16 protein-coding genes are annotated in these 14,895 nt (G+C 73.0%); 10 read left to right on the plus strand and 6 right to left on the minus strand.

All coding sequences use genetic code 11. The features are described from left to right. Positions 1 to 38: 38 nt before the first annotated feature. Entirely contained in the window at positions 39 to 260 is a 222-nt protein-coding gene (locus ACZ592_RS01630; protein ID WP_471579462.1) for a hypothetical protein, read from the minus strand. Positions 261 to 561: 301 nt separating this feature from the next. On the opposite strand from ACZ592_RS01630, the gene ACZ592_RS01635 reads away from it, so the two are divergent. Beyond that, positions 562 to 1,560, plus strand: a complete 999-nt coding sequence (locus tag ACZ592_RS01635) for a LuxR C-terminal-related transcriptional regulator (RefSeq protein ID WP_471579463.1) — start codon at positions 562 to 564, stop codon at positions 1,558 to 1,560. A gap of 490 nt (positions 1,561 to 2,050) precedes the next feature. Further along, entirely contained in the window at positions 2,051 to 2,401 is a 351-nt protein-coding gene (locus tag ACZ592_RS01640; protein WP_471579464.1) for a hypothetical protein, read from the plus strand. Positions 2,402 to 2,431: 30 nt separating this feature from the next. Here ACZ592_RS01640 and ACZ592_RS01645 read toward each other — a convergent pair whose 3' ends face one another. Continuing rightward, complete coding sequence (locus ACZ592_RS01645) at positions 2,432 to 3,046, minus strand: TetR/AcrR family transcriptional regulator (RefSeq protein WP_471579465.1); 615 nt, start codon at positions 3,044 to 3,046, stop codon at positions 2,432 to 2,434. 144 nt (positions 3,047 to 3,190) lie between these two features. Between ACZ592_RS01645 and ACZ592_RS01650 the strand changes: the two genes are divergently transcribed. Both ACZ592_RS01650 and ACZ592_RS01655 read left to right on the plus strand, forming a co-directional pair. Then, positions 3,191 to 3,925 (plus strand): siderophore-interacting protein, encoded by a 735-nt coding sequence (locus ACZ592_RS01650; RefSeq protein WP_471579466.1) that lies wholly within the window; start codon positions 3,191 to 3,193, stop codon positions 3,923 to 3,925. Between the two features lie 50 nt (positions 3,926 to 3,975). Then, positions 3,976 to 5,193: an MFS transporter gene (locus tag ACZ592_RS01655; RefSeq protein ID WP_471579467.1), complete on the plus strand. Its 1,218-nt coding sequence runs from the start codon at positions 3,976 to 3,978 to the stop codon at positions 5,191 to 5,193. Positions 5,194 to 5,217: 24 nt separating this feature from the next. On the opposite strand, the gene ACZ592_RS01660 is transcribed toward ACZ592_RS01655, so the two are convergent. Further along, complete coding sequence (locus ACZ592_RS01660; protein ID WP_471579468.1) at positions 5,218 to 5,772, minus strand: TetR/AcrR family transcriptional regulator; 555 nt, start codon at positions 5,770 to 5,772, stop codon at positions 5,218 to 5,220. A 192-nt stretch (positions 5,773 to 5,964) separates the two neighbouring features. On the opposite strand from ACZ592_RS01660, the gene ACZ592_RS01665 reads away from it, so the two are divergent. Continuing rightward, positions 5,965 to 6,981 (plus strand): NADP-dependent oxidoreductase, encoded by a 1,017-nt coding sequence (locus ACZ592_RS01665; RefSeq protein ID WP_471579469.1) that lies wholly within the window; start codon positions 5,965 to 5,967, stop codon positions 6,979 to 6,981. 183 nt (positions 6,982 to 7,164) lie between these two features. Further along, positions 7,165 to 8,478 carry an MFS transporter gene (locus ACZ592_RS01670; RefSeq protein ID WP_471579470.1) on the plus strand — a complete coding sequence of 438 codons (1,314 nt, stop codon included), beginning with the start codon at positions 7,165 to 7,167 and terminating at the stop codon, positions 8,476 to 8,478. Between the two features lie 13 nt (positions 8,479 to 8,491). Here ACZ592_RS01670 and ACZ592_RS01675 read toward each other — a convergent pair whose 3' ends face one another. Beyond that, on the minus strand, positions 8,492 to 9,610 hold the full coding sequence (locus tag ACZ592_RS01675; protein WP_471579471.1) for a hypothetical protein: 1,119 nt from the start codon (positions 9,608 to 9,610) through the stop codon (positions 8,492 to 8,494). Positions 9,611 to 10,114: 504 nt separating this feature from the next. Between ACZ592_RS01675 and ACZ592_RS01680 the strand changes: the two genes are divergently transcribed. From ACZ592_RS01680 to ACZ592_RS01695, 4 genes are all read left to right on the plus strand, one after another. Further along, a complete protein-coding gene (locus tag ACZ592_RS01680) occupies positions 10,115 to 10,477 on the plus strand; it encodes a hypothetical protein (protein ID WP_471579472.1) in 363 nt (120 codons plus the stop codon). A gap of 160 nt (positions 10,478 to 10,637) precedes the next feature. After that, positions 10,638 to 11,012, plus strand: coding sequence for a hypothetical protein (locus ACZ592_RS01685; RefSeq protein ID WP_471579473.1), 375 nt, complete (start codon positions 10,638 to 10,640; stop codon positions 11,010 to 11,012). A gap of 75 nt (positions 11,013 to 11,087) precedes the next feature. Next, a complete protein-coding gene (locus ACZ592_RS01690) occupies positions 11,088 to 12,272 on the plus strand; it encodes a PLP-dependent cysteine synthase family protein (protein ID WP_471579474.1) in 1,185 nt (394 codons plus the stop codon). Beyond that, positions 12,269 to 13,567, plus strand: coding sequence for an MDR family MFS transporter (locus ACZ592_RS01695; RefSeq protein WP_471579475.1), 1,299 nt, complete (start codon positions 12,269 to 12,271; stop codon positions 13,565 to 13,567). The genes ACZ592_RS01690 and ACZ592_RS01695 overlap by 4 nt, the downstream gene beginning before the upstream one ends. Before the next feature lie 69 nt (positions 13,568 to 13,636). Here ACZ592_RS01695 and ACZ592_RS01700 read toward each other — a convergent pair whose 3' ends face one another. Together ACZ592_RS01700 and ACZ592_RS01705 are read right to left on the minus strand one after the other, a co-directional pair. Next, positions 13,637 to 14,308 carry a DUF3105 domain-containing protein gene (locus ACZ592_RS01700; RefSeq protein ID WP_471579476.1) on the minus strand — a complete coding sequence of 224 codons (672 nt, stop codon included), beginning with the start codon at positions 14,306 to 14,308 and terminating at the stop codon, positions 13,637 to 13,639. Between the two features lie 106 nt (positions 14,309 to 14,414). Further along, positions 14,415 to 14,816 (minus strand): hypothetical protein, encoded by a 402-nt coding sequence (locus ACZ592_RS01705; protein WP_471579477.1) that lies wholly within the window; start codon positions 14,814 to 14,816, stop codon positions 14,415 to 14,417. Positions 14,817 to 14,895: the final 79 nt, after the last annotated feature.

Consider the following 14,895-nt stretch of genomic DNA (forward strand, 5'->3'; position numbering starts at 1 on the left):
CGTGGTGCTCCGTCGTGGATCAGTCCCAGATCAAGCTGTCACCACTGTCCATGGGGGACGCCGTGGACGGCGTGGCCGGCGGGCTGGGAGGCGGGGTGGGCGGCGACGGCGGGCCCGGCGTGGGCGGCCGGCGCGGCGCGGCCGGCCCCGGAGGCCGCGGCCCCCGCGGTGCCGCCGACCAGCGTGATGCCGCCCAGAGCGAGCAGAACGGGAACGGTGAGACGGGCGAACCGTCTGGGCGCGGCGATGGATACGGACACGGTGATTCCCCCTGATGGTGATGTGGTGGTCTGCGCGGGGCGCCGCTCGGGCCTGCCCCGCTGATCCCCAACGGTGCAGCCCGGGAAGACGCCCGCGGAAGGGGGTTCGGGGTGGCGGAAGTGTCCAGGACGCTTTCGGCCACCCGCGGCCCGGGAGGGAGACGGAAGGCCCGCCCCGGCGCCGACGGAAGGCGGATTGCCACTTGATCGGGTCCCCTTGCCAGGACGTTGACCTTCACCACACCCTCACACCGTGGATGCGGGGCGCGTGCGCGCAGCGATCACTGAGGGGGACAGGCGGATGCAGGGACACGAGATGCTCGCCGTACTGGGGCTCACCGGAACCAACGAGGCCGTGTACCGGGCCATGCGCGACCACGAGACCTGGGGCAAGGACGAACTGGCCGCCCACCTGGGCCTGAGCGTCGACGAGGTCGGTCACGCACTCGACTCGCTCTTCGAGCTGCACCTCATCAGGGAGTCCTTAGAGCACCCCGGCAGACTGTGCGCCATCGGCCCCCAGGCCGGGCTCCAGGCGCTGCTGGACCGCCAGCACGAGGAACTGCTGCGGCAGCAGGAGCAGATGGTCGAACGGCAGGCGTGGCTCGGCCAACTGGTGCGGCGGCTGGCCGACGAACAGTCGGACGGGGTACGCCCGGACGCGGAACCCATCGTCGGAATCGACGCGGTGCACCGACGCCTGGAACGTCTCGCGGACGAGGCCGCGCACGAGGTGCTGACCTTCATGCCCGGCGGCGCGCAGTCCGCTCCCGCGCTGCGGGCCGCCCGGCGCAACGACACCCGGCTGCTGGCGCGGGGCGTCAAGACCCGGACGGTCGGGCTCGACGGCATCCGCGCCGACGGACCCACTCTCGAACACGCGCGCTGGCTCACCGGCCACGGGGCCGAGTTCCGTACGGTCCCCTCGCTGCCGCCCCGCATGATCCTCGTCGACCGCTGCGCCGCCCTCGTCCCCCTCGCCCCGGCGCACACGCGCCGGGGCGCGCTCTACCTCACACAACCCGGCGTCGTCGCATCGCTGTTGGAACTCTTCGACCAGGTCTGGAACCGCTCCACACCGCTCGGCGTGGACTTCCCGGTCTCTCCGGACGGCCTCACCGCCACCGAACGCGCGCTTCTCCAGCTCATCGGGGAAGGCCTCACCGACGAGGCCGCCGCCACCCAGCTGCACGTGTCACCGCGCACCGCCCGCCGCACGATGGCCGCGCTGATGGAACGCCTCGGCGCACGCAGCCGTTTCGAGGCGGGCCTGCGCGCGGCACAGCGGGGATGGCTCTGAACCATCCGGCTCCCGAGCTTTCGGGGCCCCGGGCCTTTCGGCGCTCGTGTACCGCCAGGGTTTACCCCTCATGTACCGCGCTGGTTTGACGCGGACGGACGCTGCCGGTTCCTAGTCTGGGCGCCTACCACTCGCCGAACGCGGGGACCGAGGTGGACGGGACCGAGGGGAATGGACCGAGGGGACCGCGGAGCCGACGACAGGCCCGCGACCGGGGGACGTGGGCGAACGCAGGACTTCCCCCGCCTCTGCGCTTCCGGGCTTTCGTCGTCCCTCCCGCACTCCCAGGCTCGCCGAAAGCTACCGGGAGGGTGCGCCGGCGGCATGCGCGAGACACGGAGAACCGCCGAGTGGCCGCAGGCGACGCCGCGGACCCCCGTCGGCACCGACCTCGCGGAACCGGCTGAGGGCCCGAACGCGATGGCACGGATGCCGGGAAGCGCGGCGGCGCGTCGGCTGCGGGCGAAGGCGGGCACCGCGGGGACGGCGCGTGGGGCTGCAGCGGCAGGCGGGTGATCTGAGCGAGCACTACGCGGCCCGGCCCACCGAACATCCCGAGTGGGCGCCGATCTGGAACATCCTGTCCAAGGCGTTCGTGTCCCGCGCGAAGGGGCCCGTGCAAGGTCATCCTGCGCTCCTGCGCCCCGGACGGCGTCCTGATCGAGCAGGAGATCCCCAACTGCGCCTCGTCCAGGAGCTGAACCCGCACGTGCGGCTGATCTGGCACCCGCTCCGCACCACCCCCGACGGGGAGTTGAAGGGGGTCTCGCAGGGCTTCGGCCGCGCGTGCGACGGGATGAAGACCCATATGGCCGAGGCCGGCCACGAGGGCGGCGTCTGACCGTCCGACCGAACTCCGCGCCGGCTTTCCTCAGCCGTTCCCCGCGGCGCCGGAAGAGCCACCGCCCGTCCAGGCGCCCAGCAGGATCCGCGCGTGGTCGGCGAGCAGGTCGGGTGACAGGGGGTCCCCGCTCTCCAGGATGATGGCGATGACCGGGCCGGTGAGCTGGGCGGCGGCCAACGGCGGGGGAGGCATGCCGGTGGTGTGCGGGCGTACGCGATCGAGCACGTCCGTGGCGGCCGTGCCGACGAGATCGGCCGCGCGCACGAGATCGCGCACCACGGTGTCGTGCTGCGCCTCGCCGAGCAGCGCCCGGAAGGCGAGACCGGCCGGCGAGGTGGAGAGAAACGTGGTGAGCGCTTCGAGGAAGACGGTGAGGTCGTCGACGGGGCGGACCTGCGGCGTGGTGGCCAGCTCGTGGGCCGCGTCGGACGTGCTCGCCTCCAGCAGGATCTCCGCCTTGGTCGACCACCACCGGTAGACGGTCTGACGTCCGACGCCGGCGCGCTCCGCGATGCCCTTCATGGTCATCGCCGCGTACCCCTGCTCGACGAGCATGTCGTCGACGGCGTGGAGGACGGCGACCCGCGCCGCTTCGCTGCGGGGACGTCCGGCTGTGGCCTGCCCGTGGGCGGTACGTGGCATGGGATCAGCTTATCAAGGCAAGGTGCCTCGTAATGGTGCTAGCCTCGTAACGAGTCACGATGCCTCGAAATTGGTGAGGGCGGCCACGGGTGTGCCCGGATCCGGTTGGCCCGGCCGCCCAGGACGTCAGAGGAAGAAGCCCCCATGAAACCGACCCATCGCTGTACGGTGCTCGCCCGACGGCACCTCACCCCCCGCACGGTCAGACTCACCCTGGGCGGCCCGAGTCTCACCGGTCTTACGCCCCACCCGGCCCAGGACATCGAGGTGCTGCTCACCGATGCCCGCGGCGGTCGGCTCAAGCGGCGCTACACGATCCGTCACGCCCGCCCGCAGGCCGGGGAGTGGGACGTCGACGCGGTCCTGCACGAAGGGGGCGGGCCGGGCAGCGACTGGGCGGAGAGTGCCAGGGTCGGCTCTGCCGTGGAGTTCGTCGGCCCCCGGGGGAAGCTGCGACTGAGGCCGGCGGACGGCCACCTGTTCGTCGGGGACGAAGCCTCCCTGCCGGCGATCGCGGCCCTGACCGAGGCGCTGCCTGCCGGTCAAGAGGTCGTTGCGGTCATCGAGACCGCCTCCGCCGCCGACCGGGTTCCCGTCGCGGCGGGCCGACTGCGCTGGCTCGACCGCGGAGACCGGCCGCCCGGCTCCCCGGAGGGGCTTCTCGCCGCCGTCAACCAGGAGATACGGGCGAGGATCTTCGGGCAGGTCTACGTTCTCGCCGAGGCCCGCGCCACCGGCGCGGTCCGCGAACTCGTGCACGACGCGGGCGTACGACCGGACCACGTCTTCGCCAAGGGGTATTGGACCGCGGGGCCCCGCGTCGCCGAACCCCGTCGCGCCGGATCCCGTCCCGCCTTCCGCGCCGGGGATTCGGTGTGACGACCCAAGTGCCTTTCAAGCGAGGTGAACTGACACCCCGACAGGTGAGGGTGGCTTTCCGAGGGTTGCTGACCGTCCGGCTGCTCGGCGCGCTGGCCGACGGGGTGATGCTGCCCTTCGTCATCCTGTGGGCGCACCGGGTCGGCGGCCTGAGCGGCGCCGCGGCCGGCGCGCTGTTCCTCGTCCAGGCGGCGGGCGAGTTCACCGGCGGCCTCGTCGGCGGCGCCCTGGCCGACCGCATCGGGCACCGTCGCATGCTGCTGCTCTCCACCACCGGAATGGCGCTGGGCTACGGCAGCCTCTTCCTGGTGCACCACGCGGCCCTCGCCCTCGGCCTGTTCCTCGTCGCGGGACTCTTCGAGTCGGCGTTCCACCCCACCATCGCGGCGCTCGTCGGCGACCTGCACGCCGACGAGGACCTCCACCACGCCTACGGCCTGACCCGTGTGGCGGCCAGCATCGGTGGTGTGGTCGGTCCGGTCCTGGGAGCCGCCGCCGTCGCCCTCTCGCTCTCCAGCGTGTTCGCCGCGGCCGGAGTCCTGCTCGCCGCCGCCGTCCTTGCGATCTTCACCGCGGTGCCCTGCGACCGGGCCATCGGTCCTGAGACGGTCGAGGCGGCCGCCTCGGAGGACGCCACCGAGGTGCGCGGCGCGCTCACACAGATCTTGCGCGACCGCAGACTGGCGCTGCTCGTCCTGGGCGGCAGCCTGCTCACCATCACCTTCACCTGGTGGGAAGCGGACGGCCTGGTCCTGCTGAACCGCATCCACTCCCTGGACACCACCGCCTACGCGGCCCTGTTCGCCGTCGACGCCCTCGCCATCGTCCTGTTCCAGCTCCCGGTCAGCCGGTGGGCCCGCAAGCGGGACACCGGACGCCTGCTCTTCCTCGGCGCCGCACTCCAAGGGGCCGGCCTCGCGGGATTCGCCGCCGCAGGCCTCGGCTACCCCGCCCTCGTCGTCGCCGTTCTCGTCACCTCCTTCGGGATGATGATCTACGGCCCCACGACGTCGGCCTTCATCAGCCGCCACGTGCCGCCGGGACGCGGCGCCACCTATCAAGCCGCCCTGTCCACCTCGCAGGACATCGGCACCGCTATCGGACCCACCTCCGGACTCGCCCTCGGCCGCATCGGCGCGCCGGTCCTGATCTGGCTCTCGGCCCTCCCGCTGGGCCTGCTCGCGGGCCTCGCCACCGCGCGGGCCGCCCGCCTGCCGGCGCGGTCGACTCCCGACGCCGCCAAGGATCCCGGCCCGCATCCTGCGTGAGGCCCGGCACCGGTCGGGCCGCTCTCAGCCCGCCGGACGCGTCAGGATCGCGCTCGCGACGACATCGAAGAGGTGGTCGGCGCGTGGTGCGAGCGAGGGCTGGTCGCCGAGCCACGCGAGAGCCGCGATCAGGGCGAACAGATCGGTGCCGTCCATGTCGGCGCGTGCGCCGCCCGTCGCCTGGGCGCGGGCGAGAAGCCGTGCGCCGGCCGCGCGCAGGGTGACGCACGAGGCGTGCAGTGCGGAGTCGGTGTCCTCGATGGCGGCGGCCATCAGCACGGTCACACCCCGGTACTCGGTGGTCCACGCGACGCAGTCCCGCAGCCACGAAACGAGGGCGTCCTCGGGCGAGTTCGACGCCTCGAGTTCGCCTGCCTTCGCCGTCAGTTCGTCGAAGCTCGTGCGGAGCAGGGCGTCGAGCAGCGCCTCGCGCGTCGGGTAGTGGCGCAGCAGTGTGGCGAGCCCGACATCGGCCCGGCGCGCGATGTCGCGCAGTGATACGTCGACGCCCTGTTCGGTGAGGGCGGCGCCCGCCACCGCTAGCAGGTGGTCACGGTTCTTCCTGGCGTCGGCCCGCATCTGCCCCTCTTGACTGTCCGGCTGTCCGGCTGTCCGGCTGTCCGGTTGTCCGGCCGACCGGTCTGTTCGGTCTGCTCGATCTGCTCGGTCTTGACTATCCGGATCGCTGGTCCATATATTCGGATCAGTGGTCCACTTATGTGGATCGCTGGTCCGGATAAGCCTAACGCGCTGCGTCGGCAGGAGAGAACGATGGCATCACGCACGATGAGAGCGGTCCGCCTCCACGAGTACGGCGGCCCCGAGGTGCTCCGCTACGACGAGGTGCCGATTCCCGAGCCCGGGCCGGGCGACGTACTCGTCCGCGTGCACGCGGTCGGCGTCAATCCGCCCGACTGGTACCTGCGCGGCGGGCTGACCAGGATGCCCGGCGAGACGGAGTCGACGGTGAGCCTGCCGGTGATCCCGGGGACGGACGTGTCGGGCGTCGTCGAGGCCGTCGCCGCGGACGTGGCGGGCCTCGCCGTCGGTGACGAGGTCTTCGGCCTCCTGCGGTTCCCCAGCTTCGACGGCAGGGCGTACGCCCAGTACGTGGTCGCGCCGGCGTCGGACCTCGCGCCGAAGCCCGCCGGGATCGACCACGTGCACGCCGCGGGGGCGCCCATGGCCGGACTGACCGCGTGGCAGTTCCTGATCGAGCTCGGGCACCAGCTCCCCTCACCCTTCCAGAAAACTGTTCACCGCCCGACGGACCTCGGCACCGGCACGACCGTGCTCGTCAACGGTGCCGCGGGCGGCGTGGGGCACTTCGCGCTGCAGCTCGCCAAGTGGAAGGGCGCGCGGGTCGTCGCGGTGGCGTCGGGCGCGCACGAAGCGTTCCTGCGCGCACTCGGCGCCGATGAGTTCATCGACTACACCAAGCACCGCCCCGAGGACCTGGTCGAGGGCATCGACCTCGTTCTCGACACCGTCGGCGGCCCCGACAGCAGGCGCTTCCTGCGCACCCTCAAGCGAGGCGGCGCCCACTTCCCCGTATTCCCCGGGGACTTCGACGACGCGGAGACCGCCGAGCTCGGCGTGACGGTCTCCACCGCCCAAGTCCGCTCGAACGGCGCGCAGCTCGCCGAACTGGGGCGCCTGCTCGGCACGGGCGCGCTCCGCGTTGCGATCGACAGCACGTTCCCGCTGGCTGAGGCCCGGGCGGCGCACGAACGCGCCGCGCGAGGGCACATCCAGGGCAAGGTCGTGCTCACCGTCACCGAGAAGTAGGCGCCGGGCACTGGACGCCGAGTAGCAGTGGACGCCAAGTAGGGGCGACGGGCGGGTGAGGCAGGCACAGGGAAGGCCGGGCGGGTGAGCCAGGAACAGGGAAGGCCGGGCGGGGGAGGCGGGCCGGGGCGTGGTTAGGGTACGTGGATACCCACGCCGTCCCGTCTCGGAGGCCCCGCCCTCATGGAGCCCGCCCCTGTGGACCCGCTGGTCCTCCGTCACCGCGCGGCCCTGCGCCTGTGCTTCGCGATACCCGGGCTCGCGCTCGCCACCTGGGTGACCCGCACCCCCGACGTCCGGGACGGCCTCGGCGCCTCCACCGCCGAGATGGGCCTGGTGCTCTTCGGCATGTCGATCGGCTCGATGCTCGGCATCCTGGTCGCCGGTGCCTTGGTGGCACGGTTTGCGACCCGTCCCGTCATCGTCGCCGGCATGTGTCTCGTGCTGGCCAGTGTCGCGACGACGGCCCTGGGCGCGGCGGTGTCCTCGGCGTTGACGGTGGCCTTCGGCTTGTTGCTCATCGGCGCAGGTGTGGGCCTTTCGGAGGTCGCCGGCAACGTCGACGGCTCGGTCGTGGAGCGGGAGTTCGGCCGCCCTGTACTCCCGGCCCTGCACGGCTGTTACAGCCTGGGGACCGTCGTCGGCGCGGGTCTCGGGGTGGCCGGCGCCGCGGCCGGGTTCCCGGTGCCCTGGCATCTGGCGGCCGTACTGCTTCTGGTGATCGGGCTGTTCGCCTGCGCGGTGCCGGGACTGCGCCCCGGCCTGGGGCGCCCCGGTACTTCCGGCACCGGACCCGCGGGAGAGTCGCCCGCCGCCCCCGCACAGGGCCGGGAACGCCGGCTCCACCTCGACCCGCGACTGCTGATGATCGGCGGGGTGGTGCTCGGCATGACGCTGGCCGAGGGCGCCGCCACCGACTGGCTGCCGCTGCTGATGGTCGACGGCCACGACATGCCCGCAGGACTCGGGTCGCTGGTGTACGCCGGCTTCGCCGCCGCCATGGCGGCGGGCCGCTTCGCCGGTGGCCCCTTGGTGGCCCGGGTCGGCAGGCCCGCGATGCTCGGCGGTGGCGCGCTCCTGACGGCCGTCGGCATCGCCCTGGTGTCCTTCGTGGATTCGCCGGCCGCGGCCGGCTGCGCCGTGCTGCTCTGGGGCCTCGGCACCTCCCTCGGCTTCCCGCTGGCCCTCTCCGCGGCCGGCGAGTCCGGCCCCGACACCACCGGCCGCGTGGCCCTGACCTCCCGCATCGGCTACGTCGCCCTGCTGGCGGGGCCGCCAGCGCTCGGCTTCCTCGGCGAGCACCACGGGCTGCGCGCCGCGATGGTCCCGGTCCTGCTGCTCATGCTCGTCGCCGCCGCGCTCTCACCCGCCACCGCGTCCCACCCCCGGCGCACCGGGACGGTGGACGGCCACCAGGAGCGCGCCGGGCGACCGGAGTTGGACCGGCGCAGTGGGGAGAGCGGGGGGAAGCGTATGGGGAAGGGCGCGAGGACGTAGCGCGGGCGTCCCCTCACGCCGTGAAATCCGCCGCCCTGCCCGCCCTGGTGTCGGGCACCTTCTCCAACTGCTCGGCCTCTTCGGGGTCCGGCTCCGACGCGAGAATCTTGTCCGCGCGCTGGTCGATGTTGCGGGTGAGGGCGAGCTGCGCGAGGCCGAAGACCACGGCGTAGGCGATCACGTCGCGCCAGGTCTCGGGAGCCTTGATGACCGGCAGCCACTCGGTGCCGACCAGAAGCAGTCCGATCACGGCCGTGAGCGCCCCGATGGGAAGCTTGATGAGCTCCTGGTAGAAGGGCAGGTTGTACGGGTTCCAGCTGCCGCCCATCTTCTGCAGCCGCCCCACCACGTGCGTCGCCGCACCGAGCATGCCCAGCAGCATGACCAGACCGACGTCCCGCAGGCCGGACCGCGTCGCGCCGTGGCCCTCCCCGGCGACGGGGATCGCCGCCGGATCGCGCCAGGCCACCACGAGCGTCACCACGAGCAGTACCGTCAGCACACTGCCCGCGCGGATCAGCCGGTTACGGAAGTTGCGGCTGCGTACGGATCGTTCCTCCTGCACCGCGTAGGCCGCCTCCAGCAGGGTCGCGACCGCCCAGGGCACGCGGTCGTCCCGCGGCTCGTCCCGGCTCCTCAGCTCCTGGACGAGGGCGAGCCGGGGATCCTTCTGGCAGAGCGGGCCCGCCAGGGCGAGCACCGCGTCGATCCGGTGCCAGGCCAGGGCGGGCCTCGACAGCGAGATGATGGCGACCTCGGCGGCGTGCAGGCATGCCAGGGTGCCCTCGTAGGTCTGTCCGTTCCACCAGCTGCCGAGCCGCTGGGGCAGTCTGCCGACGACCGCCTGCCGCATGTGCCGCTCGGCCGCGTCGAGGAGCTGCGCCGCTCCCGAGCGCAGCTCCGGCTCCCGTACCCCGTGGCGGGACAGGCGATCCGGCGGCCCGCACGCGGCGTCGAGCTGGTGGCGCAGGACGCAGAGGCGGGTCTGCGCACGGTGCAGCCAGGTGATGGCCCTCGGCGCGGGCGGACCCGCGGCAGCGGAGGCCCGTGCGGCACCGGGAGCGGCAGGCCGTGGCTCCGCCCGGCGGGCGAGGGCTCTGCGCAACCGACCGTGGCGGCCCTTGGTGTTCATGTTTTCCCCCGTTCCGTTCGCCGGCTCAGGGCGGCGCGTCCGCCCCGCTCCGAGCCGGTCGGCAGCGGTCCAACCGCCGCCGGAAGTTCCAGGTGGCCGGCGACTGCCGTGCGGCAGTACGGGCGTTGGAAGACGATGCCGCGGTCCGGTCCCGTGCCAGGACGACGCCCGCGTACGCGGTGGCCGAAGCGTCGGTTGCGGCGCAGCCGTGCATGGTGATCGCCCCCGTGGCGGGCGGGTGAGCCGGTCGGCACGTCCTGCTCCGTCCCGCTTCCTGAAGCATGCTCCGACAAGCAACCGGCGTCTACGGCGGTGAACGCGGCATACCCGGTGGAAACGGTGGCAGTCCGTGACACGTGTGCGGGTGAGTGGCTTGATCGTGCGGTGTTCGCGTGGGTCGTGATGTCCAGGGGCGCGGGGGCGGGCTACGATCACGGCGTGATGACGGCCTGGTCTCCTTCCGGTACACGGTGGAGCCGCTCTACAGCGGCTCTGTGGCGGTTCGTGGGGCTCGGTCTCTTCCTCTTCGGGCTGCTGATCGCGCACGTGGCCAGCCCTGATGCCACCAGTCGCCATCTCGTCGCCGGCAGCGGCGCCTCCGTCGTGGCGGACACGGCTGCCGACACCTCCGCCCCGACGGGCGCACCCGGCGGCCACGGCGGCGAGCACCGTCAGCAGCACACCGTCGAGGAATGCGCGCTGGGGCAGCCCCCGCAGGGGCCCGACGTGGAGCTCCCCTGTCTCTCGCCGCTCGCTCCGCAGGGGTGGGACGGCGTGCCCGCGCTGGTGCGCGCCCGTCACGTCGCCGGACGGGACTTCGTGGTCCCGATAGCGCACGCTGCCGACTCCACGATCCTGCGCGTCTAGACCGGCTCCGAACCGCCTCAACCGGTCACCGTTCCCGGAGAGTTGCCCGAATCCGTCGGCAAGGCGGGCTCGGCATCCTCCCGGTGGCCCTCCATGGAGTCCGACTCTGCTCCCGGCCGCCGGTATGCCCCGGCCGGGGCCGCTGCCGCGCGGAGGATCTGTGCTGCCCCGGCTGACTGTCCGCACCACCCCGTACGTCCTGCTGCTGTGCACGCTGTTCGCGTGCTTCGGCGGGCACCTTCATGCCCACGGGGGGTTTCACTCGCCGGTGGTGCAGGTCCACGCGCCCGTGGGAACCGGCGCCGAGCCCGCGGTCCTCGACGAGCCCCCCTCGCCCGACCACTGCCACGAGGCCGGCTCGGGTTCCGCCGTGCAGTCGTCGGCCCGGCCGCTCAAGCTCCCGCACCCGCTCGCCGCGGCGACGGACGCGGGCGCGGTGGGTGCCCGGGTGGTCCGTGGCAGAGCCACCGCGCCGGTCGTGGTGCCGGGCGGTGGCCGGTCCACGCTCAGCTCGCTGTGCAGGTGGCGCATATAGGGCCGCCCCGAGCAGGCCCGACGCGACCCCGCGCCCATGCGACCGCCCCCTCGACGAGAGCGAAGAACCGAAGAGATGCACTCTCCGATCGCACACCACTCCCACCCCCTCGGACCCGTCCCTCCCCTCATCACCCCGCCTGTCGCCGCCCCCGCCGGGGCCACCCTGCCCGGCCTCGTCGGCAACACCCCGGTCCTGCGCGTCTCCCAGCCGTTCACCCCGCAAGGGCGCGGATTCTGGGCCAAACTGGAGGGCTTCAACCCCGGCGGCATCAAGGACCGACCCGGTCTGCACATGGTCGAACGGGCCCGTGCCCGCGGTGAGTTGGCACACGGCCGGCGCATCGTCGAGTCGACGAGCGGCACCCTCGGCCTCGGGCTCGCCCTGGCCGGGACCGTCCACGGGCATCCGGTCACCCTGGTCACCGACCCGGGCCTCGAACCGTCCATGACCCGGCTGCTCGCCGCCTACGGCGCGAGCGTCGACATGGTCCCCGAGCCGCACCCGGCCGGCGGCTGGCAGCAGGCCCGCCGCGACCGGGTCGCCGAACTCCTCGCGGAGCACCCCGGCTCATGGTGCCCCGACCAGTACGGCAACCCCGACAACGTCTCCGCGTACACCCCGCTGGCCCTCGAACTCGCCGCGCAGGTCGGCCACATCGACGTACTCGTCTGCAGCGTCGGCACCGGAGGACACTCCGCGGGCATCTCCCGCGTGCTGCGGCAGCTCTGTCCCGGGGTGCGCCTGGTCGGCGTGGACACCGTCGGCTCGACCATCTTCGGCCAGCCCGCCCGCCCCCGGCTCATGCGCGGCCTGGGATCGAGCATCTACCCGCGCAACGTCGCCTACGGAAACTTCAGCGAGGTGCACTGGGTCTCGCCTGCCGAAGCGGTCTGGTCCTGCAGGCAGTTGGCGACCTCCCACTACGCCACCGGCGGCTGGAGCGTCGGAGCGGTCGCGCTGGTGGCCGGGTGGCTCGCCCGGACGCTCCCGCACGACACCCGCATCGTCGCCGTCTTCCCCGACGGCCCGCAGCGCTACCTGGAAACCGTCTACGACGACACGTACTGCGCGGAGCACGGGCTGTTGGACGGGGTTCCGGCACCCGAACCCGACGTGGTGGGCCGCCCCGACGAGAAGGAGGTCACCCGCTGGACCCGCTGCGCCGCCGTCCACGACCCGCTCGCCGCACACCCCCGGCCGGCGGACGCGGCCGACGACACCCACGACGACGCCGACGCGAAGAGCGAGACGCCATGAAGACGACCCTCACCCAGTTCCGCTCCTACGACCGGAGCGTCCAACTGCTCCTGGCCAACCAGTTCACCATCAACCTCGGCTTCTACATGCTGATGCCGTACCTCGCCCAGCACCTGTCCGGCACGCTCGGGCTCGCCGGGTGGGTCGTCGGACTCGTCCTCGGCGTCCGCAACTTCAGCCAGCAGGGCATGTTCCTCGTCGGCGGCACCCTCGCCGACCGGTTCGGCTACAAGCCGCTCATCGTCGCCGGCTGCGTCCTGCGCACCGCCGGCTTCGCCACGCTCGGCCTCGTCGACTCGGTGGCGGCGCTGCTCGTCGCGTCGGCGGCCACCGGTTTCGCCGGGGCGCTGTTCAACCCCGCGGTGCGCGCCTACCTCGCCGCCGACGCGGGGGAGCGCCGCGTCGAGGCGTTCGCCCTGTTCAACGTCTTCTACCAGGCGGGCATCCTGCTCGGCCCGCTCGTCGGCATGCTGCTCACCGGGGTCGACTTCCGGATCACCTGCCTCGTCTCCGCCGCGGTCTTCGCGCTGCTGAGCGTCGTACAGATCCGCGCGCTGCCCGCCCGCAGGGGCGACGACGCGGCCGATCGGGGAGCGGGCGCCGGGAACGGGATCCTCGCGCAGTGGCGGAGCGTCGTGCGCAACCGGGCCTTCCTGCTCTTCTCGACCGCCATGATCGGCTCGTACGTCCTGACCTTCCAGGTCTATCTGGCGCTGCCCCTGGAGGTCCGACGCCTCGGCGGCGACGGGGAGTTCGGCACGGTGGCCGTCGCACTGCTCTTCGCGGCATCGGGGCTCACGACCATCCTCGGGCAGACCCGCGTGACGGCCTGGTGCAAGGAGCGGACGGAGCCGGGACGGGCCCTGTCCTTGGGGCTGTTGTGCATGGGGCTCGCCTTCGTCCCGCTGCTCGCCGCCACGGCGCTGCCGGTTGCGGAGCGGGGAGCCGGGCGGTGGCTGCTCGCGGCCGTGCCGCCGACGCTGGCCGCCCTGCTGCTCGCGCTGGGCACGATGATCGCGTACCCCTTCGAGATGGACACCATCGTGCAGCTGTCCGGGGACCGGCTCGTCGCCACCCACTACGGGCTCTACAACACCATCTGCGGGGTGGGCATCACGATCGGCAACCTGCTGACCGGAGTCGCCCTCGACGCCGCCAGGGAGGCCGGCATGTCGGCGCTTCCCTGGCTCGTGCTGTTCGCGCTCGGCCTGGGATGTTCCGGGGCCCTCCACGGACTGCAGCGCGCCGGACGGCTGACCCGCACCGCCCCCGAGGCGCAGCCCGCCGCGGCCTGACGGAGGCGGCCCGAACGGAGCAGGTCCGGCCGGCGCGCGGGGACGAAGCGCGCGCCGGCCGGACGCGGTTCACGCGGAGCCGACGCCTCCCGAGCACGCGGCGCCCGGCTCGGGGGTCTGCGGCCCCTGCACGTACTTGCTGAAGAACTCGGCCACCCGCGGATCGGCGGCACTGTCGACGGTGAGCTGGTGGCCCCAGGCCGACAGCATGAGCGCACTGCGCTGCCCGTCGACCGGACTCATCAGGCTGTACGGGGTCTTGGAGACCTTGTCGCCCAGCTTCTTGACGTCGGCGTCGGCGGCCTTCCCGTTGTAGGTGACCCAGACCGCGCCGTGTTCGAGGGAGTGCACGGCGTTCTCCTCCGGTATCGCCTTGTCGTAGACCGTGGCGTCACAGGTCATCCACGCCTGGTGGTGGTCGCCGCCGACGGGAGGCGTCATCGGGTAGTCGACGGCCTTGTCGACGTGGTCGCGGCCCAGTTCCTTCGCGTCCCACGTCTTCTCGCCCCGCACCGGCTTCTTGGCGGCGGCGGCGTTCCGCTCGTCCTTGTCGTCGGTGCTCTTGACGGCGTACGCGCCGAATCCGATGAGCCCGGCCACGATCACCGTGCTGAGCGTGACGGTGATGATGCGGTTGCGGCGCTCGCGGGCCTGCTCCGCGCGGCGCAGCGCTTCGACGCGGGCCTTGCGCTCGGCGGCTTCCGCCTTCTTGTTCGGCTTGTGGGCCTTGGCCTTGGCCATGGGTGCTCCTTGTCCGGCCGCACGGGGGCGCGGCGGTGGTGGTGGCGCGGTGGTGGATGCCGGAGGAGGGCAGGCCGATGGGGCGGGCCGCCCTGCCGGGGTCCGCCTAGGTCCGCTGCACCTGGAGCATGTGGAGGTCGGGCGAGCCGCGGGTCGTCGGGTCGCCCGCCGTGAGACCGGGGGCCGCCGGTGCCGGTGGGGGCGCGCGGTGCAGGACCGCGGACAGTGACGGGGCCCCCGGAGTGGGCACCGCCCGCACGCCGTGGGCCGAGGGCGCGCAACAGCGTTCGGGAGGCGGGCAGTCGGCATCGGCCACGGGTGCGGCGCGGTCGTCGAGGGACGGCGCCCCGGCGACGGCCGTGGCGTGCCCCGTGCCCTGGTGGCCGCCGTCGGGCGCGACGGGGCCCAGACACATGAACAGCGTGACGAGCAGCGAGCCGAGCGCAGCGGCCAGGGCGCCGCGGCACGAGGAGTGCCGGGCGGCCGCGGCCCGCTGCGTCTGTCTCATCGCAGCGCATCGTAGCGATCGCGGGCCGGGCGTCCGTCGGCCGCCCCAGATGCCCGGCTGGTGCCCGACCGGTGCCCGG

Source organism: Streptomyces sp. NPDC040622 (genome assembly GCF_055593965.1).

What these genes read in the sequence shown, in the direction of transcription:
- ACZ592_RS01635 (WP_471579463.1), top strand. Translation starts at nt 562, where the DNA reads ATGCAGGGACACGAGATGCTCGCCGTACTGGGGCTCACCGGAACCAAC.
- ACZ592_RS01645 (WP_471579465.1), bottom strand. Translation starts at nt 3,046, where the DNA reads ATGCCACGTACCGCCCACGGGCAGGCCACAGCCGGACGTCCCCGCAGC.
- ACZ592_RS01650 (WP_471579466.1), top strand. Translation starts at nt 3,191, where the DNA reads ATGAAACCGACCCATCGCTGTACGGTGCTCGCCCGACGGCACCTCACC.
- ACZ592_RS01660 (WP_471579468.1), bottom strand. Translation starts at nt 5,772, where the DNA reads ATGCGGGCCGACGCCAGGAAGAACCGTGACCACCTGCTAGCGGTGGCG.
- ACZ592_RS01665 (WP_471579469.1), top strand. Translation starts at nt 5,965, where the DNA reads ATGGCATCACGCACGATGAGAGCGGTCCGCCTCCACGAGTACGGCGGC.
- ACZ592_RS01670 (WP_471579470.1), top strand. Translation starts at nt 7,165, where the DNA reads ATGGAGCCCGCCCCTGTGGACCCGCTGGTCCTCCGTCACCGCGCGGCC.
- ACZ592_RS01675 (WP_471579471.1), bottom strand. Translation starts at nt 9,610, where the DNA reads ATGAACACCAAGGGCCGCCACGGTCGGTTGCGCAGAGCCCTCGCCCGC.
- ACZ592_RS01690 (WP_471579474.1), top strand. Translation starts at nt 11,088, where the DNA reads ATGCACTCTCCGATCGCACACCACTCCCACCCCCTCGGACCCGTCCCT.
- ACZ592_RS01695 (WP_471579475.1), top strand. Translation starts at nt 12,269, where the DNA reads ATGAAGACGACCCTCACCCAGTTCCGCTCCTACGACCGGAGCGTCCAA.
- ACZ592_RS01700 (WP_471579476.1), bottom strand. Translation starts at nt 14,308, where the DNA reads ATGGCCAAGGCCAAGGCCCACAAGCCGAACAAGAAGGCGGAAGCCGCC.
- ACZ592_RS01705 (WP_471579477.1), bottom strand. Translation starts at nt 14,816, where the DNA reads ATGAGACAGACGCAGCGGGCCGCGGCCGCCCGGCACTCCTCGTGCCGC.